13 protein-coding genes and 1 tRNA gene are annotated in these 21,075 nt (G+C 70.6%); 5 read left to right on the plus strand and 9 right to left on the minus strand.

Features of this window, described 5'->3' with window-relative positions:
- Nucleotides 1-83: 83 nt before the first annotated feature.
- The 6 genes from CLV71_RS43760 to ssb form a co-directional block, all read right to left on the minus strand.
- On the minus strand, nt 84-716 hold the full coding sequence (locus tag CLV71_RS43760) for a DUF8010 domain-containing protein (protein ID WP_133908873.1): 633 nt from the start codon (nt 714-716) through the stop codon (nt 84-86).
- Complete coding sequence (locus CLV71_RS43765) at nt 709-1,092, minus strand: acyl-CoA thioesterase (RefSeq protein ID WP_243867377.1); 384 nt, start codon at nt 1,090-1,092, stop codon at nt 709-711. Before CLV71_RS43765 ends, CLV71_RS43760 begins: the two co-directional genes overlap by 8 nt.
- Nucleotides 1,093-1,133: 41 nt before the next feature.
- The gene (locus tag CLV71_RS43770; RefSeq protein WP_133908875.1) at nt 1,134-6,110 is read right to left on the minus strand and encodes an NAD-glutamate dehydrogenase; all 4,977 of its coding nucleotides are present in this window, start codon (nt 6,108-6,110) and stop codon (nt 1,134-1,136) included.
- 96 nt (nt 6,111-6,206) lie between these two features.
- Nucleotides 6,207-10,598 carry a hypothetical protein gene (locus CLV71_RS50320; RefSeq protein ID WP_133908876.1) on the minus strand — a complete coding sequence of 1,464 codons (4,392 nt, stop codon included), beginning with the start codon at nt 10,596-10,598 and terminating at the stop codon, nt 6,207-6,209.
- Nucleotides 10,599-10,694: 96 nt separating this feature from the next.
- Nucleotides 10,695-12,371 carry an energy-dependent translational throttle protein EttA gene (gene ettA / locus CLV71_RS43780; protein ID WP_133908877.1) on the minus strand — a complete coding sequence of 559 codons (1,677 nt, stop codon included), beginning with the start codon at nt 12,369-12,371 and terminating at the stop codon, nt 10,695-10,697.
- Between the two features lie 181 nt (nt 12,372-12,552).
- The gene (gene ssb / locus CLV71_RS43785) at nt 12,553-13,035 is read right to left on the minus strand and encodes a single-stranded DNA-binding protein (RefSeq protein ID WP_133908878.1); all 483 of its coding nucleotides are present in this window, start codon (nt 13,033-13,035) and stop codon (nt 12,553-12,555) included.
- Between the two features lie 223 nt (nt 13,036-13,258).
- Between ssb and CLV71_RS43790 the strand changes: the two genes are divergently transcribed.
- The 3 genes from CLV71_RS43790 to CLV71_RS43800 are packed head-to-tail and all read left to right on the plus strand — an operon-like array spanning nt 13,259 to nt 15,653.
- Nucleotides 13,259-13,897, plus strand: coding sequence for a TetR/AcrR family transcriptional regulator (locus tag CLV71_RS43790; RefSeq protein WP_133908879.1), 639 nt, complete (start codon nt 13,259-13,261; stop codon nt 13,895-13,897).
- Complete coding sequence (locus tag CLV71_RS43795) at nt 13,894-14,832, plus strand: ATP-binding cassette domain-containing protein (RefSeq protein WP_133908880.1); 939 nt, start codon at nt 13,894-13,896, stop codon at nt 14,830-14,832. Before CLV71_RS43790 ends, CLV71_RS43795 begins: the two co-directional genes overlap by 4 nt.
- 11 nt (nt 14,833-14,843) lie before the next feature.
- The gene (locus CLV71_RS43800) at nt 14,844-15,653 is read left to right on the plus strand and encodes an ABC transporter permease (protein ID WP_133908881.1); all 810 of its coding nucleotides are present in this window, start codon (nt 14,844-14,846) and stop codon (nt 15,651-15,653) included.
- Here CLV71_RS43800 and CLV71_RS43805 read toward each other — a convergent pair.
- Together CLV71_RS43805 and CLV71_RS43810 are read right to left on the minus strand one after the other, a co-directional pair.
- Nucleotides 15,650-17,617, minus strand: coding sequence for a bifunctional copper resistance protein CopD/cytochrome c oxidase assembly protein (locus CLV71_RS43805; RefSeq protein WP_133908882.1), 1,968 nt, complete (start codon nt 17,615-17,617; stop codon nt 15,650-15,652). The genes CLV71_RS43800 and CLV71_RS43805 overlap by 4 nt on opposite strands.
- A gap of 13 nt (nt 17,618-17,630) precedes the next feature.
- Nucleotides 17,631-18,839 (minus strand): MFS transporter, encoded by a 1,209-nt coding sequence (locus CLV71_RS43810; RefSeq protein WP_243867378.1) that lies wholly within the window; start codon nt 18,837-18,839, stop codon nt 17,631-17,633.
- A gap of 96 nt (nt 18,840-18,935) precedes the next feature.
- Here CLV71_RS43810 and CLV71_RS43815 point away from each other — a divergent pair, with 96 nt between their 5' ends.
- Nucleotides 18,936-20,015 carry a LacI family DNA-binding transcriptional regulator gene (locus CLV71_RS43815; protein WP_133908884.1) on the plus strand — a complete coding sequence of 360 codons (1,080 nt, stop codon included), beginning with the start codon at nt 18,936-18,938 and terminating at the stop codon, nt 20,013-20,015.
- An 87-nt stretch (nt 20,016-20,102) separates the two neighbouring features.
- Nucleotides 20,103-20,175: transfer RNA gene (locus CLV71_RS43820), tRNA-Arg, on the plus strand.
- A 317-nt stretch (nt 20,176-20,492) separates the two neighbouring features.
- Here the strand turns inward: CLV71_RS43820 and CLV71_RS43825 are convergent.
- Nucleotides 20,493-20,873, minus strand: coding sequence for a VOC family protein (locus CLV71_RS43825; RefSeq protein ID WP_166664498.1), 381 nt, complete (start codon nt 20,871-20,873; stop codon nt 20,493-20,495).
- Between the last annotated feature and the right edge of the window lie 202 nt (nt 20,874-21,075).

Raw genomic sequence — 21,075 nt, forward strand, 5'->3', positions numbered from 1 at the left:
TGTTCGCTCCGCAAGCTCCGCTCAACAACGATGATCGCTCCGCAAGCTCCGCTCAACAACGATGATCGCTCCGCAAGCTCCGCTCAGACCAGCAACGGCAGCAAGGCGTGCCGCCTGCGCACCACCGCGCCGAACCGGGCGTCGATGCGCAGCCAGGCGTCGGTCGCCGTGACCCGGACGTGCTCGTCGGCGCCGGAGCCGAGGAAACCCATGCCCGACATGGCGAACAGGCAGCGCATCGGGATCTTCACCTCCAGCTTGTCGCCGGACACGGTCAGCACGGTCTGGTCGAGCAGCGACGCGGGCGGGTTGCCGTTCGGGCCGACGTTCTCCCGCGCCACGGCCAGGCCGCGGTCGGTCAGGTCCGTCACGACCTTCGCGGGCAGGCTCTCCACGACCTGCCAGTGCGCGAGCGGCGGCAGCGCCGACCGCCACTGCATGTCCATCGACCGGCCGGGGTCGACCGTGTCGGCCCGCGACACCGCGAGCGCGGCCAGCAGCTCGTTGCCGGACACGGTCATGTCGCCCGGCTGCAGCGACCCCCGGACCGTTCTCGTGGCGAGCACGTCGAAGGGTGTCGCGACCCACGCGTCGACCCGGCTGCCGTCCCGGTCCCGCAGCCGGACCACCGTCTGGCCGTCGAGCCGCACCGCACGCGCCACGAACGCGCCGAGGTCGTCGCGTTCGGACCGGTCGGCGAACGAAAGCTCAGGCACCGTTGCTCCTGTACGCCGCGAGGAAGTCGCGTTCCTCCTCCGTCAGCCGGCGGGGCCGGCCGTTCTCCGTGTCGTAGGGCACGAGCCGTGTCTGCGCGGTCGCGGCCACCATGTCGTCCTCGGTCGGTCCGCCGTGGACGGAGTAGTCGAGGGTGAACGACGCGGCGTGCATCTCCCGCACGGTCATCGCCACCCGCACCGAGGTCCCGTTCGCCACCAGCGGGGCGTGGTAGTCGACGACGAGCCGCGCGACCACCACGCCTCTGGTCATGCCACCGGCACCGAGCCGGGTGGCCTCGCCGAACAACAGCTCGACGCGTGCCTCCTCCAGAAGTGTCACCGTGTTGGCGTGGTTGACGTGACCGAACGCGTCCATGTCCGACCAGCGAGGACGGACATTCGCGATGAAGAGACCCACTAGCGAACCATACTGCGCACCTGTCGCGTGGCGACCGAGAGTGTCGCGAGGTCGAGCCTGCCGACGCGGCGGATCTCGTCGAGCGACTCACGCGACCGGCCGATGCGCCGCGCGTTGTTCCGCTCCCAGTTGACGATCTTCTCGTCCGCCGTGGTCCCCGGGTCGCTCTGGCGCAGCACGTCGATCGTGATCGCCCGCAGCGAGCCGTACAGGTCGTCGCGCAACGCGAGCCGCGCCAGCGCGTGCCAGCGGTTGCCCCGCTCCAGCCCGCTGATCGACGTCAGCATCGAGTCGATGTTGAGGTGGTCGGAGAGCGCGTAGTACAGCTCGGCGGTCTCCCTCGGGCTGCGCTCGGTGTCGAGCGAGTCGCGGTCGGCCAGCTCGGCCACCTCGATGACGTCCAGGAGCGGGTAGCAGTCCAGCAGGGACGCCACGCGGCGCGCCAGCTCGACCGGCACCCCACTGGACACCAGCTCGTCGGTGTCGGCCGCGAGCGACTCGGCCTCCGTGCCACGCAGCAGGTCCGGCACGACGGGCACCAGCTCCGCGATGACGTCGCGGAACCGGTTGATCTCCGCGCCGACCGCCAGTGGCTGCGGCCGGTTGGACAGCAGCCAGCGGGACGTGCGGTCGAGCAGGCGGCGGGTCTCCAGGAACATGTGGTCGGCGACCTTCGTCGGCACCACGTTGTCCAGCGCCTCGATGTCGGCGCGCACCTTCTTGAGGTCGAAGATCCAGGTGGCCGCGGTGAAGGCGCGGACGGCGTCGGTCGCGGAGGCGTTCATCTCCTCCGCCAGCCGGAACGCGTAGGACACGCCGCCGCCGTCGACGACCTCGTTGACCACCAGCGTCGTGATGATCTGGCGGCGCAGCGGGTGCTGCGGGATGGCCTCGCTGAAGCGCTCACGCAGCTGGGTCGGGAAGTACTCCGGCAGGCGGCGGGTGAACACGTCCGCGTCGGGCAGGCCCGAGGCGAGGACCTCGTGCTTGAGCCGCAGCTTCACGTGCGCGAGCAGCGTCGCCAGCTCCGGCGAGGTGAGGCCCTCCCCGCGCTTGTCCATCTCGCGGAACTGCGCCTTGGTCGGCAACGCCTCGAGCCTGCGGTCCAGGCCCGCGTCCTCCTCGAGGTCGCTGACCAGCCGGGCCAGCACGGTCAGCATGCCCTTCGCGTGGGCACGGCTGACGCCGAGCACCTCGTTCTGCGCGTAGTTGTCGGCCAGCACGAGCTGCGCGACCTCGTCGGTCATCTCGACGAGCAGCTCGTTGCGCTCGTCCTCACCGAGCCCGCCGTGGTTGACCAGCTGGTCGAGCAGGATCTTGATGTTGACCTCGTGGTCGGAGCAGTCCACGCCCGCCGAGTTGTCGAGGGCGTCGGTGTTGACCTTGCCGCCCTTCTTGGCGAACTCGATGCGGCCGCGCTGGGTCAGGCCGAGGTTGCCGCCCTCGCCGATCACCTTGACCTTGAGGTCGCCGCCGTCGACGCGGAGCGCGTCGTTGGCCTTGTCGCCGACGTCCGCGTGCGTCTCGCCCGCGGCCTTCACGTAGGTGCCGATGCCGCCGTTCCACAGCAGGTCGACCGGGGCGAGCAGGATCGCGTGCATCAGCTCCGGCGGCGACAGCTTGGTGACATCGTCGGCCAGCCCGAGCGCGGCGCGGGCCTGCTCGCTGATCGGGATCGACTTGAGGCTGCGCGGCCACACACCGCCGCCCTCGCTGATGAGCGAGCGGTCGTAGTCGTCCCAGCTGGAGCGGGGCAGCTCGAACAGGCGGCGGCGCTCGGCGAAGGAGGCCGCCGCGTCCGGGTTCGGGTCGATGAACACGTGCATGTGGTTGAACGCCGCGACGAGGCGGATGTGCTCGGAGAGCAGCATGCCGTTGCCGAACACGTCGCCTGCCATGTCGCCGACGCCCACGACCGTGAAGTCCTCGGTCTGCGTGTCCTTGCCCAGCTCGCGGAAGTGCCGCCTGACGCTCTCCCACGCGCCACGGGCGGTGATGCCCATGGCCTTGTGGTCGTAGCCGACCGAGCCGCCGGAGGCGAACGCGTCGCCGAGCCAGAAGTTGTACTGCCCGGCGACCTCGTTGGCGATGTCGGAGAACGTCGCGGTGCCCTTGTCGGCCGCGACGACCAGGTAGGTGTCGTCGCCGTCGTAGCGGACGACGTCCCTGGCCGGGACGACCTCGCCCGCGCGCAGGTTGTCGGTCAGGTCCAGCAGGCCCGAGATGAACATCCGGTAGCAGGCGATGCCCTCGGCGAGATTGGCCTCGCGGTCCTTGCCCGCGTCGCCCGTCGGGGCGGGCGGGCGCTTGACGACGAAGCCGCCCTTCGCGCCGACCGGCACGATCACCGCGTTCTTGACGGCCTGTGCCTTGACCAGGCCGAGGATCTCGGTCCGGAAGTCGGAACGGCGGTCGGACCAGCGCAGCCCGCCGCGCGCGACCGGGCCGAAGCGCAGGTGCACGCCCTCGACACGCGGCGAGTACACGAAGATCTCGAACTTCGGCCTCGGCTCCGGCAGGTCGAGGACCTGGGCCGGGTCGAGCTTGACCGCGAGGAAGTGCCGGGGGACCCCGTCCTCGCGGACGTTGTAGTTCGTGCGCAGGGTGGCCCGCACGAGCGCCAGCAGGCTGCGCAGGATGCGGTCCGCGTCGAGGCTCGTGACCTCGTCGATCATCGTGGTGATCTGCTCGACCTGCTTCTCGACCGCACGGTCGCGCACCTCGTCGGGCTTGGCCAGGTCGAAGCGGGTCTCGAAGAGCCGGACCAGCGCGGTGGCCACCTCGGTGTGGTCGAGCACCGCGTCCTCGACGTCACCCTGGTCGAACGGGACGCCTGCCTGGCGGAGGTAGCGGGAGTACGCGCGCAGCAGCGCGGCCTGCCGCCAGGACATGCCGCCGCGCAGGACGAGCGAGTTGAACCGGTCGGACTCCGCGTCCCCGCGCCAGATCGCGCCGAACGCCTCCTGGAACAGCGTGCGCTGGCGCAGCTGCTGCTCAGAGGTCTTGTCCTCGACCACGTCCGGGTCGACACGCAGGCCGAAGTCGTAGATCCACCAGTGCGTGCCGTCCTCGCGGAACAGCTCGTAGGGGCGCTCGTCGACGACCTCGACGCCCATGTGCTGCAGCACCGGCAGCATCTGCGAGAGCGTCATGCCCTCGCCTGCCAGGTAGAGCTTGAAGCGGCGCTCACCGGCCAACGCGTCGTCCGGGCGGTAGAAGCTCATGTCGAGGTCGCCGCCGGTGCGCAGTCCCTGGAGGCGGCGCAGGTCGGTGAGGGCCTCCGTCGCGGGGAAGTCCTCCTTGTACGCCTCGGGGAACACGCTCGCGAACCGCTGGCCCTGCTCGGTGGCCGACTCCGCGCCGACCGCGACGGGGTCGGCGCCCTCGCCGGTGCCGTCCTGCACACGGTGCAGGCCGCTGTCGAGCTTGTCGCGCTGCTCGGCGAACACGGCCTCGACCAGGCGGTCGTCCCACGTGCGGACGGCCTCGGTGAGGCGCTCCTGGATGCGGTTGACGTCCATGTCGACCGGCCCGGCGTCCGGGTCGGTGTGGACGGTGAAGTGGACCTGCGCGAACGCGGTCTCGCCGATGCGGACGGAGAACTCGACGCCGGTGCCGTCCAGCTCGTCGATGAGCACGTCCTGCATGGCGATGCGCGAGGTGGTCGTGTACCGGTCACGCGGGGAGAACACGAGGCAGGAGAAGAACCGCCGATAGGGGTCGCGGCGCATGAACAGGCGCAGCCTGCGGCGGTCGGCGAGCGCGATGACGCCGGTGGTCGTCTGGTAGAGCGTGTCGGCGTTGGTGGAGAACAGCTCCGAACGCGGCCAGTTCTGGATGACCTCCAGCATCTTCTGGCCGGTGTAGGAGTCCAGCGGGAACCCGGCGCGGTGGATGACGTCACGCACGCGGTGGCCGACGACCGGGATGTCCAGCACGTCCTCGTGCAGGGCGTTGATGGTGAACACCCCGAGGAAGCGGTGCTCGCCGGTGACCGTGCCGTCGGGCGCGAAGGTCTTGATGCCCACGTAGTACGGGAAGGTCGCCCGGTAGACGCTGGAGGCGGCGGAGGCCTCGGTGAGGATCAGCAGGTCGGGCGACGCGGCGTCGACGTCGGCGTCCGGGCCCGCGGTGAGGTTGCGGGTGGCGAGGCTGTCCTGGCGGAGCACGCCGAGGCCACTGGCGAGGACCGCCTTGAGGGCGCGGAGGTTGCCGTCGCGCATCAGCTGGTAGTTGCGGTAGCCGAGGAACGTGAAGTGCCCGTCGGCGAGCCAGCGCAGCAGCGCGGCGCCCTCGAGGGCCTGCACCTCGTCGACGGGCGGGTCGGCCTCGAGCTGGTCGGCGAGCGCGCGGGCGGTGCCCGTCATGCGGTCGGTGTCCTCGACGACCTCGCGGACGTCGTTGAGGACGGTCTTGAGGGTGTTGGTGATCTCCTTCTTGCGGTCCGCGTCGGTGATCAGGTCGACCTCGATCGACATCCACGACTCGGCCAGCGCGTCCGCGGGCGGGTCGTCCGGCTCGGCGCTGGTGAGGATGTCCCGCAACTCGCCCGCGACGACGTCCCGGTTGACCACGACGATCGGGTGGACCACGCGGTGGATCTGCAGCCCGTCGCGCACGAGGGCGGCGGTGACGGACTCGAGCAGGTAGGGCATGTCGTCGGTGACGATCTGGACGACCGTGCCTCCCGTGCGCCAGCCGTCGGCGTCGGCGTCCGGCTTGAACACGCGGACGGCCGGGCGGCCCGGCACCCGCGACTCGGCGAGCCTGCGGTGGCTGCGCACCATCCCGACGAGGTCCACCGGGTCGGTGTCGGTGATCTCCTCCGGTGGGATGTACCGGTAGTAGTGGCGGATGAGCTCCGCGATGTCACGCGCGGCGGAGGCGGCTTGTTCGATGAGCTCGTCCCGGCGCTGCTCGGGGTTTTCCTCCGCTCTGCTGTCGGCGTTGCGGATCCGGGTCCGGGTTGACGTCATCTTCGAGCGACTCCACACGATCTGGCGGCACGACGGTGTGCCACACGCGGCACACAGACTAGGCGACGGGGCAACGTTACGACGCGCCCTCGAAGCTCAGTCGGCCGACCGGTGCCGACCGGGGTTGGGCGGCAGACCATCGGCGGGCGAGTCGCCCCGGTCTGGGGTGTGCGCTGGTTCCTGCTGGTCATCGGTGGTGGACTGGTAGGCGGCCAGGGCCTCGGTGAGCAGGCTCGCGATGGTCGTGGCCGACCGTTCGCCCCGTCTGGGCAGGCCGTGGGGCCGAGGTCGGGGGCCTATGGGTTCGTCGTAGGTGGGCGCCGCCGAAGCGGTGGAAGGCGTCCAGCCATCGCCGGACGGCCGTCCATTCGGGCCGGACGGCACATCGTCACTGGCAGACGGCCGAGGGTCGGAGTTGGTGGACGATTTGCCGGAGTCGTCGGCCGGGGTGTTCCGCCGGTCCGACCATTCACCGACTGTTGACGAGACCTCCGTCACTCGGTGCGCCGCGACCCCGTTCGTCCCGTGTGCCGGTGGGTGCTCGGCCGAGGAGGCCTCGTTTGCCGGGTGGGCCGCGACCCAGGCGCTGAGGGCGTCCGCCGGTGCTGTGGGGGGTGCGGTCGGCTCGGGGGTCGGCGTCTGGGGGGACGGTGGCGTCGGCCCGACGGGCTCTTCGGGTGTCGGGCGGCTCACCCGCTCCCAGAGGGCGGCTCGGAGCTCGGCCATGGTCATGCGCTCTTCTGCCGGCTTCTGTGGCGCGGGGGGTTCCTTCGGGATCTCGTGTTCCTCGGGCCGCGCCGGTGGCGGGTCGCCCGCGGCGAAGTCGGCGAAGGCGGCGCCGAGGGAGGAGCGGTGGGGGGTTTCGAGGGGTTCGCCGAAGAGGTCCTCGGCCGGGGAGTCGACGACGGAGGCGGATTCCAGTGCCGACCACGAGGTCAGCGGTTCGCGGGACGGGAGTCCTGGCTCGTCGTCGAACTCGGTCCGGAAGGTCGGCCTGTCGGTGGTGTCGTCGTTGTCGCGCCGGGAGAGGACGGGTCCCATCAACGCGTCGAAGGCGGCCAGCAGTCCTGACCGCTCCTCACCCGCCGGATCCTGGGGCGGCTCGTTCGGGGGCTCCGACCGGGCCCAGGGCGCGGCCTCCTCGCCACTGCGCGGGGGCTCCGCCGCCTCAGGCAGCGGTTCCGAACGGCCCCACAGCGATTGCGGCTCATCTCGGCGCGAGGCCTCCGACGCCTCCGGCAGCCGTTCCGAGCGCTTCCGGCGCGACGGCCGGTCGTCCCCCAGTGGGGGTTCGGGCGACTCCGGCAGCGGTTCCGAGCGCGACCAGCGGGGTCGCCGGTCGTCCTCGCGGGACGGCACCTCGGGGCGCGGGTCCGATCGGGTCCAGTGTGAGCGCGGTTCGTCGCCGTGTGGGGGGTTCGGGGGTTCTGGGGTCTCGGGCTGGGAGGGTGGTTCCGGCGCGGGGTGTTCCGGTCGGAGGGGGCCCGGACCGGGCGGTGTCGGGGCGTCGGGCAGCGGGGGTGGCTCGGGGATGTCCGGAGTGCGTGGTGGCTCCGGTACCTCTTCTGGTTCGGGTGCGGTCGGGATGCTCTGGCGCGGCGCGAGGGCCTGTTGCAGCTCGGCGATGTTGAAGAGCTTGACGGCCTCGGCCCGGTCGGCGTCGCTGCCGGCCCGGGGCTCGGTGGCGCCGTCCTTCCTGCCTCGGGCGCGGAGGGCCTTGGCGTTGAGCGTCGACATCATCTGGGCTAGTTCCGCGCGGGTCTCCTCGTAGCTGGAGGGGCGCTCGGCCGGCTGCCTCTCCGCGGGCGTACGGATGAGGCGCTGGGAGACGTCCGGCTCCGCGGGCCAACCGGTTCCCGACGACGTGGTTGCCTCTTCGGTGGCACGCCGCTCCGCGCGGGTTACCCGGGGGGTCTCGTCGGGGCGGGAGGACGCGGTTCCCGGGTCGGGTTCCCCGGCGGCTCGGCGGCGCCCGCCGCTGCCGCTGGGGATGCTCAGGGAGCTGAGGATCGAGCGGCCTGTCGCGGTGTCCCCGGACTGGGTCGTGTTCAGGGGTGTGGTTCGCGGTTCCTCCGTCAGCGCGCTGGCCGGGTCCGGGCGGGACGCGTTCTGCGACGAGGGTGCTGCTTTCGGGTCGGCCGCTGAGTGCTGGGACGGGGTTGGCGTCGCCGCGGGTCTCGAGCGTTCACGACGTGGCAGTGCGGGAGGCGAGTCGACGGGTGCTGCCGCCAGCAGGTCGTAGCGCGACGAACCCATCGAGTCCGCGGACGAGGAGGTCGGGCGGTCACGACGTGGCAATGCCGGTGGCGAGTCCACGGGTGTTGCCGCCAGCAGGTCGTACCGCGACGAACCCACCGAGTCCGCCTGCGCCGCCACGCTGTCGTGCCGCGACGGCACCGGCGAGTCGGTGGAGGCCACCGCGTGGTCGTGCCCAGACGGCGCTGCCGAGTCGGCGGACGCCATCACGTGCTCGTGCCGGGACGACACCGACGAGCCGGTCGACGCCGCCGGGCGGTCGTGCCGCGACGATGGCGGCGAATCAGTCGACGCCGCAGGGCGATCCTGCCGAGATGGTGTCGGGGAATCGGTCGCTGTCAGGCGGTCCAGGCGGGAGGATCCCGACGGTTCCGCGGACGAGATCTGTCTGTCCGCTCGGAATGCCGCTGCCGAGTTGGCGAATGCCGCCAGGCGGTCGTGGCGGGAGCGGGTTGGTGTGTCGGTGGTCGGTGTGGGGCGGTCGTGGTGGGGTGGGGTCTGGGTGTCGCTGGGGGGTGTGGTCGGTGTGTCGGGTTGTGCCGGGGGGTCGGGAAGTAGGGACGTTCGCTCGCCTGGGGTGGACTGCTGCGCGGGGGTCAGGGCATCCCTTGCGGCGGTCAGCATGTTGGTGGCGTCGAGGTGGGTGTCGGCGCTGGTGGCCGGGGGGTCCGACTGCACGACGCTCGTGCTGATGCTCATGTCCTTGCCGGTGCTGTCCGACGCCCAGCCTGGCCTCGTCGCGGTTTCGCGGATCGTGGCCGCGAACTCCTCCGCCTGGTCCCTGGTCATGCCCGGCATCAGTACGGCCAGCTCGCCGCCGTCGGACCTTGCCAGTTCGGCGTTCTCCGGGGCCATGTCGCGGACCTTGTCGGCCAGGCCGACCATGATGCCCGTGTCCGGGCCTCTGTCGTCCGACGCGTTGTCGTTGTTCGCCTCGAAGCGGACCAGGGTCAGGGACACCGGGCGCTCGCCTGTGCGGACCGTGCGGAGTCTGCGGACCAGGCCCTCGCTGTTGAGCAGGCCCGTGCCCTCGTCCAGCGCGCCGGTCAGTTCGCCCGCCACCGACGGGGGCTGAGGTTCTGGCCACGTCCTGTGTGGGGGCAGTGTCGACCTCGCCGCCTGTGCCGGCGCGATCGCCACCGGCATGCCTCCCGGGTGCGCCAGCTGGCGCAACAGGCCGGCCACCGCCTGCTGTGTCGCCTCTCGCGAGCCCTGGTTCGCGCTCACCTGCAGCAGCAGGTGCCGCGCCGCTCTGGCGACCGCCCGCATGCGGCGTTGTTCGGCAGCCCTGGCCGAACGCAGTGCGTCCAGGGCTTCTTTCGTCCGGCCGGCCTGTTCGTCCAGGCGGGACAGCTCGGTCAGCGCGTCCGCCAGCACCGAGTCGAGGCCGTGGCGCTCCGCCAGCCATGCGGCCTGGTCCAACAGACCACGGCCGCGGTCCACGTCACCTGCGGGGAGGTGCACTCGGATCGCCAGCGCGAGCATCACCTGGCCGACCGACTCCGCCGACGTCGCCCGTACCGGCTCGTCGATCGTCGGGCGGGCCGCCACTCCCGCCTCGTGCAGTTCGCCCTCGTCCAGCAGCGCGCACACCAGCTCCAGCACCAGGCGCGCGTGGAGTCGGTCGCTCTCCGGACGCAGCTCGCGGCCCAGCCTGTCCAGGAGGGCCAGGCCGTCGCGGGCGGCGGTGACCGCGTCCTCGGTGTCGCCGTACCAGCGGTGGTAGGCGGCCGACCGTGCGGCCAGCCTCGCTCGCTCCATGCGGCGCACGTCGGAGCCCAGGCCGTCGTCCGCGGCGAGGAGGCGGTCGGCCTCCGACAGCGCGTCCTCGATGTCGTCCCTGCGGGCCACGTGCGCGATGCAGCCGACCAGACGCCCCAGCGCGGAGGCCCGCACCGCCGGTGGCGCCTGCGTGGCCTCCAGGACCGGGCGCAGGAGCGCACCGCCGAGCAGCGGCTCGCCGACCTCCTGCGCGCACGCCGCGAGGTCGAGCCGCAGTTCGGCCGCCAACACCAGGGCACCGCCGGACTCGGCCAGCGCGAGTGCCGCGAAGCCGGGCTCCACGGCACTCACGTGCTGGCTGGTCCGCACCAGTCCCGCCGCGAGCACCGCCTGCGCCCGCATGGACAGAGTCCTGGCCTCACCCGCGTTCGTGGTGGTCGCCGAGATGTCGGTGGCGCCGACGAGCAACGCGCGGCGGGCGAGCTGAACGCTGAGCTCCGGTGCGCTCATACGGAGCGCCTCCGCTGAGCGAACGAGTGCCGCGCACTCGTTCAGCCCACCGGTTGCCGGCACATCGTTCCAGGCCGCCGCCACCGCACCCCCAACCTAGTCCCGGGTCAACTTGCGATAGGTGACCCGATGCGGACGGGCGGCTTCCTCGCCGAGGCGTTCGATCTTGTTCTTCTCGTAGCCCTCGAAGTTGCCCTCGAACCAGAACCACTTGGCGGGGTTCTCGTCGTTGCCCTCCCACGCGAGGATATGCGTCGCGACGCGGTCGAGGAACCACCGGTCGTGAGAGATCACGACGGCGCAGCCGGGGAACTGCTCCAACGCGTTCTCCAGCGATCCGAGCGTTTCCACGTCGAGGTCGTTGGTCGGTTCGTCGAGCAGGATCAGGTTGCCGCCCTGCTTGAGGGTGAGCGCCAGGTTGAGCCGGTTGCGCTCGCCGCCGGACAGCACGCCCGCCGGTTTCTGCTGGTCGGCGCCCTTGAACCCGAACGCGCTGACGTACGCGCGGGACGGCATCTCGACCTGCCCCACATGGATGTAGTCCAGCCCTTCCGACACCACCTCCCACACGTTCTTCTTCGGGTCGATACCGCCACGTTCCTGGTCGACGTAGGACAGCTTCACCGTCTCGCCGACCTTGACCGCGCCGCTGTCCGGCTCCTCGAGACCCACGATCGTCTTGAACAGCGTCGTCTTGCCGACCCCGTTCGGACCGATCACGCCGATGATGCCGTTGCGTGGCAGGTCGAACGACAGGTCGTCGATCAGCACCCGGTCGCCGAACCCCTTCTTCAGGTGGTTCACCTCGACCACGATGCTGCCCAGCCGGGGGCCCGGCGGGATCTGGATCTCCTCGAAGTCGAGCTTGCGGGTGCGCTCGGCCTCGGCCGCCATCTCCTCGTAGCGGTCGAGACGCGACCTGGACTTGGTCTGACGCGCCTTCGCGTTGGACCGCACCCAGGCGAGCTCCTCCTTCAGCCGCTTCTGCAGCTTCTGGTCCTTCTTGCCCTGGACAGCCAGCCGCTCGGCCTTCTTCTCCAGGTAGGTGGAGTAGTTGCCCTCGTAGGGGTGCGCGCGCCCCCGGTCGAGCTCCAGGATCCACTGGGACAGGTTGTCGAGGAAGTAGCGGTCGTGTGTGACGGCCAGGACCGCACCCGGGTACTGCGCGAGGTGCTGTTCCAGCCACAGGACGCTCTCCGCGTCCAGGTGGTTGGTCGGCTCGTCGAGCAGCAGCAGGTCGGGCTTGGACAGCAGGAGCTTGCACAGGGCCACCCGGCGGCGCTCACCACCGGAGAGCACCGTGACGTCCGCGTCCGGCGGCGGGCAGCGCAGGGCGTCCATGGCCTGCTCCAGCTGCGAGTCCAGGTCCCAGGCGTCGGCGTGGTCGAGGTCCTCCTGGAGCCGGCCCATCTCCTCCATCAGCTCGTCGGAGTAGTCGGTGGCCATCTTCTCGGCGATCTCGTTGAAGCGGGTGAGCTTCTCGTGGATCTCGCCGACGCCCTCCTGGACGTTGCCCAGGACCGTCTTGTCCTCGTTCAGCGGCGGTTCCTGCTGCAGGATGCCGACCGTGTACCCGGGAGACAGGAATGCCTCGCCGTTGTTCGGCTGGTCCAGGCCCGCCATGATCTTGAGCACGCTGGACTTGCCCGCACCGTTGGGACCCACCACCCCGATCTTCGCACCGGGATAGAACTGGATGTAGACGTCATCGAGGATGACCTTGTCCCCGTGCGCCTTGCGCACCTTCTTCATGGTGTAGATGAACTCGGCCATGGCCGCGATCGTAGAGCGGTCCGTGGTTGGGCATGACCGCGGTGTGGCTGAACCACTCTCCTGGATTGCTGTCAAGCCGGGCGGCATCCTCCGGCCGGGGGACACGGACGGCGACTGTCCGGGCGATCAACTCCTTTCGGGGTCGGCGAATCATGGGGTCGGCGAAAACCATCGCTCGGCCTCAGGCGGCGCGCGTGACGTCCTCCCCGGGTGCCGGTGGGTCGTCGGGAGGCGGTTCCGAGGTCTGTCTCAGGCCCTGTGGCCCCAACAGTTCCTGTTGGCGCGGGACGACCGTCCAGTCGGGGCGGGCCACGGCCACGGTGTGGAGGGCCAGGTCCGGCCCGATGGCCCTCGCCTCCACTTCCAGGTTGGTCCGGCGTTCGCCCTTCTCCGTCGTGTACTCGCGGAGCTTCAGGCGGCCGTTGGCCACGATCTGGTCGCCCTTCCGCAGCGAGTCCGCGGCGTGTTCGGCCAGGGCACGCCAGCAGACCACCGTCAGGTACATGCGGTCGCCGTCGACCCAGGTCTCCGTCGTCCTGTCGAAGTGGCGTTCCTGGCAGGCGATGCGGAAGTTGGCGACCTTGTCGCCCGTCTGGGTAAGCCGGGTGGTGACGTCGGTGATCACTCGGCCGACGACCGTGATCGGGGTGGCGGTGATGCTCATGGCTCGTCCTCTCCGTGGAGCGCGGGTTCGCGCTGGTGAGGTCCACGATGCCCGGGATCGGGGCCGGGAGCCGGGAGTTACCGGTGAGTTGTGGACAAGGGCGCGCCTGTGGACAACTCGTGGTTCGCCGGAGCGGTTCGTCGAGGGGATGTGATACGGCTCACCACAGTGAGTGAGTTCTCACTCATTGACGTGAGTGAGAACTCACTCATACAGTGGTCCCATGGTCGAGGACGAGAAGCGGCGGCGGGCACCCGCCATGAGTCCGGAAGAGCGGCGGGCCGCCATCGTGGCGAGCACCATCCCGCTCCTGCTCGAACACGGTGGCACCGTCTCCACCAGCCAGATCGCGGCCGCGGCGGGCATCGCCGAGGGCACGGTGTTCCGCGCGTTCAAGGACAAGCAGGACCTCCTGATCGCCTGCATGCAGGCGGGCCTCAACTCCGATGCCGAGGTCCAACGCATCGCCGCCATCGGGCTCGACGAGCCGCTGCACGCCAGGCTCGCCGAGGGCGTCCGCGCGGTCAGCGGCTACCTCGACCGGATCTGGGCGATCGGGCAGGCGCTGCGCGCGGGCGGGGTCGGCCAGGAGGCCATGCAACGCCGCATGCACGGCGACGACGAGGAACAACCACCCGGGCCGCCGCCGGAGATCCTCCGGGTCTCCCAGGCCATGAAGGGGTTGTTCGACGAGCGCACCGACAACCTCCGGGTCGACACCGACGGCGCGGTCCGGATGCTGCTCAGTCTCGTGCTCAGCAACCGAATGCAGGGGGCGGGGTTCGGCGCGCCCATCGACGAGCCCGCCGTGCTCGTCGACCTGCTCCTACACGGGGTAGTCCACAGGGAGGAACCGCGATGAACGACATCATGATCGAGGCAGTCGACGTCACCATGACCTTCGGGGACGTGGTCGCACTCGACGGAGTCAGCGCGCAGGTGCCGAGAGGGTCCGTGCTCGGGCTGCTCGGGCACAACGGTGCGGGCAAGACCACGCTCGTCAACGTCCTGACCACCGTGTTGCCGCCGACCAGCGGGTCGGCGACGGTCGGCGGGTTCGACGTCGTCAGGCAGGGGGACCAGGTCCGCGGCCGGATCGGGCTCACCGGGCAGTTCGCGTCCGTCGACGAGCAGCTCTCCGGCGTCGACAACCTGGTGCTGATCGCCCGGCTGCTCGGCGCGGGCAGGCGGGAGGCGAGGGCACGGGCCGACGAGCTGCTCGACCTCTTCGACCTCACCGACGCCGCCAGGCGGACCGCCAAGACCTACTCGGGCGGCATGCGGCGGCGCCTCGACCTCGCCGCGAGCCTCGTCGGCAGGCCCGACGTGATCTTCCTCGACGAGCCGACCACCGGCCTCGACCCGGTCAGCCGCGTCGGGTTGTGGGAGATCGTCGAGGGGCTGGTCGGTGACGGCACGACCGTGCTGCTGACCACCCAGTACCTGGACGAGGCCGACCGGCTCGCCGACTCGATCACCGTGCTGGCCGAGGGCAGGGTCGTCGCCTCCGGCACGGCCGCGCAGCTGAAGGCCCAGGTCGGCAAGCGGGCCGTGCACGTGACACTCGTCAGCCCGCAGGACGCGCCTGCCGCCATCGTGTCGCTGGAACGCCACGGCCTCGCGCCGGTGCTCGACGAGCCGAGGTCGGAGCTGCGCACGCCCGTCGGCGCCTCGTCGGACCTCGCCGTCGTCGTGCGCGCGCTCGACGAGGCCCGCGTCGAGGTGGCCGAGCTGGCCCTCACCGAACCGAGCCTCGACGACGTCTACCTCACCCTCGCCAAGAACAAGGCCGCCTGAAGGAGCCACCCATGACCACCATGACTCTCCCCCGCTGGCAGGGCACCGGCGTCGCCAACCAGATCGCCATCCTCACCGGTCGCTCGCTGCGCGCGCTGGTCAGCGACCCGAAACTGGTGATCCTCAGCCTCTTACAGCCGCTGGTGATGCTGCTGTTGTTCAGCCAGGTCTTCGGCAGCATGGCCGGCTCGGGGACCTTCCCGGCCGGCGTCACCTACATCAACTACCTGATGCCCGCCATCCTCGTCACCACCGGCGTCGGCGCGGCGCTCCAGTCCGGCATCGGGCTCGTCACGGACATGAAGAACGGCGTCCTCGGGCGGCTGCGCTCGCTGCCGGTCAACAACGTCTCGGTGCTGGTCGCACGCAGTCTCGCCGACCTGGCCCGCACGGCCGTCCAGCTGCTGCTCCTGCTGGTCGCCGCCGCGGTGCTGTTCGACTTCTCCCCCGCGGGCGGGTTCCTCGGCGTCGTGCCGGCGTTCCTGCTGGCACTGGCCGTGAGCTGGTCGCTGTCGTGGGTGTTCCTCGCGGTCGGTGCCTGGGTGCGCAGCGCGGAGTCCATGCAGACGGTCGGCTTCCTCGCCATGTTCCCGCTGATGTTCGCGTCGAGCGCGTTCGTGCCGGTCGACGGCCTGCCGCTGTGGCTGCGCGTGGTCGCCACGATCAACCCGCTGACCTACGCGGTCGACGCGTCCCGCAACCTGGCGTTGGGCATGCCGGTGGGCGGTGGTGTGGTCGGGGCGCTCGCGGCCAGCGTCGGACTGCTGGTCGTCGGCGTCGTGGCGGCCATCCGGGGGTTCCGGCGACCGCTGACGGCCTAGGTCTGGTCGGACAGCTTCTTCAGCATCGCGTTGTAGGCCTCACGATCCGTGTCGCCCTCCGCGTCGGCCCGGCGGTCCTGCCGCCGGGCCTCGCGGTCGTCGGCGCGGGCCCACTGGATCAGCAGCGCGACCAGCACGATCAGCAGCGGCAGCTCACCGGCCGCCCACGCGATCCCGCCGCCGAGCCGCTGGTCGGAGAGCAGGTCGGCGGTCCACGGCAGGCCGAGGCGCTGGTAGAACTGCTCGCCGACGACCGTCTGCATGCTCATGAGGATCACGCCGAAGAACGCGTGGAACGGCAGCGACGCGAACACCATGCCGAGCCTCGCGATGTGCGGGAGCCTGCGCGGCGAGGGGTCGATGCCGATCACCGGCCAGTAGAAGATGTAGCCGACCAGCAGGAAGTGGGCGCTCATCAACAGGTGGGCCCAGTGCTTGTCCAGCGCCCAGTCGAACAGGCCGGAGAAGTACAGCAGGTAGAACGACCCGACGAACAGCACGAGCGCCACGATCGGGTTCGTCAGGAACTTCGACAGGGGCGAGCGGACCAGGGCGAGCAGCCACTCACGCGGCCCCGGCGTCCCGTTCTTGCCCGCGACGGGTAACGCACGCAGCGCCAGCGTGACCGGGCCGCCGAGCACCAGCAGCACCGGGGCCAGCATGGACAGCATCATGTGCGTTTCCATGTGCACGCTGAACATCGCGGGCGCGTACCGGCCGATGCCGGACGAGGTGGCGAACAGGATCACCGCGCAGCCCGCGAGCCACGCGACGACCCGGCCCATCGGCCACTCGTCGCCCCTGGCCATGAGCCTGCGCACGCCCATCAGGTACAGGACCGCCATGGCGATCGCGAGCGTGCCGAAGATCAGGTCGAAACGCCACGCGGTCAGCAGGCTCACCAGCGTCGGCGGGCCGTCGATCGGGTAGCCCAGCTCCAGCTCGACCTGGCCGGGCAGGTACTGCAGCGGCGGCGGTGGGGTCCTGGCGAGCGCCACCGCGATGCCGATCGTGGCGAACATGATCAGCACCTCGACGCCGGCCAGCCGCACCAGCAGGTTGCCCGTCCCGCCCGCCTCGATGGCCTTGATGCTGCGTTCGCGGTGCAGGTAGCCGAACACGCCGAGGACGAGCAGCGCGGCGATCTTCGCGACCACCAGCCAGCCGTAGGAGAAGCTGAACAGCTCGCGGACCGGCACCCGCACCCAGGCGTTGATCACACCGGACGCCGCCATGATGATCCAGCACACGAGTGCGACCGCGGAGAACCGCCTGACCGCGACCCTCAGCTCCTCGCCCCGGCCGACCCGTCTCGCGAACACCATCAGCGCGACCAGCCCACCGACCCACAGCGACGCGCCGACCAGGTGGAACACCAGGCTGTTGCTCGCGAGGTCGTGCTGGCCGCCGGACGAGGAGTGGCCGGTCATCGGCACCGGGAGCACGCCGAACACCGCGAGCACGAACAGCACGGCCGTCCAGCCCCACGACAGCACGACGAACGCGGCGATGGAGACGAACAGCGCGACACCCGCGGTGAGCAGCCACGCCTTGGCCTGCTCGAGCGCGCCGACCAGGTTGAACATGAGGTCGGGGTTGGTGACCATCGACCACGCCGACCTGCCGACCGCGTCGCCGACGAGGAACGGCACGGACGCGACCGCGGCGACACACCACAGCAGCGACGACCAGGCCGCCGCACGCAGGGCCGCGTACCCGCCTGCCGCGAGCGTGCCGTTCTTCTGCGCGCTCACCAGGAACGCGGCGAACAGCAGCGAGCCGACCGTCAGCACGGCGCCCGCGTCGGCGCCGACGCGGACCACGGCACCGATCTTGACGTCGAGGTCGGCGTCGGCCGCGGAGAAGCTCAGCAGCAGGACGGCGACCAGCGCCGCGAAGGGCGTCGCGATGATGACGAGCGGCAGGACACTCGGACCGCGCCTCGGCGGGCTCTCAACGGACACGCCTTGAGAGTAGTTACCGCGTCGCGGTGACGGTCTCCTGCCTCTCCACCTTCGCTTGAACGTCCTCCCCGCGACGTGCCGAGGCGGCCGCCAGCGCGGCAGGCGCGATCAGCATCGCGACGACCCCGGCGAACCCGATCGCGAACGTCAGGTTCGTCAGCTGGGCCACCCCGCCGATCATCGGCGGCCCGATCAGGAAGCCCGAGTAGGCGATGGTCGTGACGAAGCCGATCTCCTTCTCACCGCCGGTGCCGTCGCCCCGGCGGCCGACCGCGCCGGCCAGGTCGAGCGCGACCGGGAACGCGAACGCGAGACCCGCGCCTGCCAGCGCGAACCCGACGAAGGACAGCCCGGCGACGGGCACGACCGCGGCCAGCAGCAGGCCGACACCGGCGACGAGCGCGCCGCCGACGAGGATCCTGACCGCGCCGAGGAGACGCTCGATCTGCTCCCCGAACAGTCGGACGAGACCCATCGCGACGCAGAAGAGGGAGAACGTGAGGGCGCCCGCGGCCTCGGACATGCCGCGCTCGTGGACCGCGAACAAGGCCGACCAGTCGCCGCTCGCGCCCTCGACGATGGCCGCGAGCAGGGCGATGCCGCCGAGGAGCCACAGGACCGGCCTGCGCAGCATGCGGCGGTCGGGTGCGTGGTGCTCCCCCGTGTCCGCCACGCGCTCCTCGCGGGGGACGAACCGGATGACACCCGCGGTGATGGCCACGGCCGCGACCGCGACGAGCAGGAAGTGCGTGTCGAGCCCGAGGCCGTGCCCAGCGGCGAAGGCGGCACCCACCGAGCCCGCCAGCGCGCCGAAGCTGAAACCGGCGTGGAAGACCGGCATGAGCGGCCGTTCCGTGCGGCGGATGACGGTGACCGCGGCGACGTTCATGGAGACGTCCAGCAGGCCGACGGACGCGCCGAGCAGCACCAGCTCGAGGCCGAGCTGCGGCGGCGAGGTGACCCTGGACAGGACAGCGACGACCACCGAGGCGGCCAGCGCGGAGACCGCGACGACCGCCCGGGCGCCGAACCGGGCGCAGAGCCTGCCCGCGACGGACGCCGACGCGATCATGCCGACACTGGAGCCGAGCAGGGACAGGCCCAGCACGCCCGGGCTCGCGCCGATCTGCTCGGCAAGCGACGGCATGCGTGGTGCCCACGACCCGATGACGATGCCGTTGAGCGCGAAGACGATGAACACCGAGAGTCGCCCCGTGCGCACCTGTGCCCCCTTTCCCGTGACGTCTCGACCCATGCTACTGAAGCGCTTCAGAGATGGCTATGACTTTGCCATCGCACCAGGTCGTAGGCTTGCGCGGTGACGCAGGACCGGGCGCGCCGCCCCACGCTGGACACCATCGCGCAGCGTGTCGGCGTCTCCAGGGCGACGGTCTCCAACGCCTACAACCGGCCCGACCAGCTGTCGACCGCGTTGCGGGAGCGGATCATCGCCACCGCCAAGCAGCTCGGGTACGCGGGTCCCGACCCCGTGGCACGCAGCCTTGCCACGAAACAGGCCGGCTCGGTGGCGTTCATGTTGTGCGACGGGCTTTCCTCCGCCTTCTCCGACCCGGCGCTGTCGATCATGCTCGACGCCCTGTCGTCCACTGTGGACAACGAGGAGCGGTCCCTGCTGCTCCTGCCGGGCACCAACGACGGCGGGCCACGCGCACAGGCGGTGATGCGGGCGCAGACGGACGTCGTGGTCGCCTACTCGCTGCCGGACGACGCGCCCGCGCTCGCGGCCGTGCGGGAACGCGGGCTGCCGCTGGTCGTGGTCGACCAGCCGGAGCTGCCGGGATCGGCGCGGGTGCAGGTGGACGACGTGGGTGGCGCGGTGCTGGCGGCCCGGCACGTCGGCGCCCTCGGCCACCGGCGGGTCGCGATCCTGGCGTTCGCACTGAGCGCCGACGGCGTACGCGGCCCGGCCGACCCGCGACGGCTCGCGTCCGCCCACTTCCGGGTGTCGACAGACCGGATCGCGGGTTACCTCGAAGGACTGGCCGGACACAGTATCGTCCCAGGTGAGGTGCCTATCTGGGAGGCGCCGGGGAGCGTCAGGGAGCTGGGCAGGGAGGGCGCCAGATGGTTACTCGGACTGGATCCGAGGCCGACCGCGGTGCTGTGCATGTCCGACGAGCTGGCCCTCGGCGCGATCCGCGCGGCCAACGAGCTGGGGTTGTCGGTGCCCGCGGAGGTGTCGATCGTGGGCTTCGATGACACCCCGGCCGCCAGCTGGAGCGACCCACCGCTGACCACGGTCCGCCAGGACCTCGTCTCCAAGGGCAGACAAGCCGGGGAGCTGGCATTACGCATGCTGAACGGCGCCAGACCCGGCAAGCCGGTCACCATCGACGTGGAGCTCCAGGTACGCCGCTCGACGGCCGCTCGCGTGTGAACTGAAACCGACTTCGCCACAGCGAGAAACGCCAGAGCCCTTCCGAACGATCAGACCTCTGGGACGCCGATTCCACGTCGTCTCATTGCCCTCGTAGCTCAGCGGACAGAGCAGGAGCCTTCTAAGCTCTGGGTCGCAGGTTCGAGTCCTGCCGGGGGCGCAAGCGGGACCAGCGCGGACTCCGACAGGTGACCTTCTCGGGGCCGGTTCGACGATCATCGTGACATCACTCGTGACACGCGTTCGAGTGCTGGGGGGATGTCGCCGAACCGGCGTCAACGACGGAATATCGAGACGCTCCGTAGCGGGTGTTGTTCGGCGACCGGTCGATCGGTCATCTGGCCGGCGAGCCCAGGCCCGTCGTGGGGGGATGGTCCCCGCCTGTCCGTATTGGTAGTGTAAGGGTGCGGAAAAGTGGGTGCTAGCGCGCCTGGCGTTGGCCCCGATTGGGAAGCTCACCCACGGCAACACCCGAGGTCAGAGTGACTGCACCAGTTGGACCGGGTTGCCGTCGGGGTCGGCGGTCCACGCGATCAGCAGGCGGTCGAGCCAGCGGTGCGGGCCGGCCAGCGGGGGTGCGCCGTTCGCCACCAGGTCGGCGTACGCCGCGGCTGTGTCGTCGGTCCACAGGATGATCGCCGCGCGCTGGCCCTCGGTGACGGGGGACAGGCCGTGGTCCATGCGGCTGGACTCGCCCGAGGCGATGCCGATCTTGTAGTCGTCCAGGACGAGGTCCACGTGGATGGGCTCGCCTTCTTCGGGGACGCGGAACGTCTCGGTGAATCCCAGCCTCTTGTAGAAGCCGACGATCCGCGGGAGGTCGTCGCTGAACAGTATGACCTGTGGTGTGCGGAACATGGCGGTGATCATAAGGACTCGGGCCATGTTCAGGGCTTGTCGTTCACATCGGCGACGGCGAGCACCAACATCGATTTTTGGGGAACGATCGTTCTCGACTGATCGTTCCCCAAAAGCTAACGTCGCGGCATGGGCAGGCGAAGAGCGTTCGACGAGGACGAGGTGGTGCGCGCCGCGGTGGGGTTGTTCGGTCGCCGCGCGT

Source organism: Actinophytocola oryzae, from assembly GCF_004364325.1.
Taxonomy (GTDB): domain Bacteria; phylum Actinomycetota; class Actinomycetes; order Mycobacteriales; family Pseudonocardiaceae; genus Actinophytocola; species Actinophytocola oryzae.

What these genes read in the sequence shown, in the direction of transcription:
- CLV71_RS43765 (WP_243867377.1), bottom strand. Translation starts at nt 1,092, where the DNA reads ATGGACGCGTTCGGTCACGTCAACCACGCCAACACGGTGACACTTCTG.
- CLV71_RS43770 (WP_133908875.1), bottom strand. Translation starts at nt 6,110, where the DNA reads ATGACGTCAACCCGGACCCGGATCCGCAACGCCGACAGCAGAGCGGAG.
- CLV71_RS50320 (WP_133908876.1), bottom strand. Translation starts at nt 10,598, where the DNA reads ATGAGCGCACCGGAGCTCAGCGTTCAGCTCGCCCGCCGCGCGTTGCTC.
- ettA (WP_133908877.1), bottom strand. Translation starts at nt 12,371, where the DNA reads ATGGCCGAGTTCATCTACACCATGAAGAAGGTGCGCAAGGCGCACGGG.
- ssb (WP_133908878.1), bottom strand. Translation starts at nt 13,035, where the DNA reads ATGAGCATCACCGCCACCCCGATCACGGTCGTCGGCCGAGTGATCACC.
- CLV71_RS43790 (WP_133908879.1), top strand. Translation starts at nt 13,259, where the DNA reads ATGGTCGAGGACGAGAAGCGGCGGCGGGCACCCGCCATGAGTCCGGAA.
- CLV71_RS43795 (WP_133908880.1), top strand. Translation starts at nt 13,894, where the DNA reads ATGAACGACATCATGATCGAGGCAGTCGACGTCACCATGACCTTCGGG.
- CLV71_RS43800 (WP_133908881.1), top strand. Translation starts at nt 14,844, where the DNA reads ATGACCACCATGACTCTCCCCCGCTGGCAGGGCACCGGCGTCGCCAAC.
- CLV71_RS43825 (WP_166664498.1), bottom strand. Translation starts at nt 20,873, where the DNA reads ATGTTCCGCACACCACAGGTCATACTGTTCAGCGACGACCTCCCGCGG.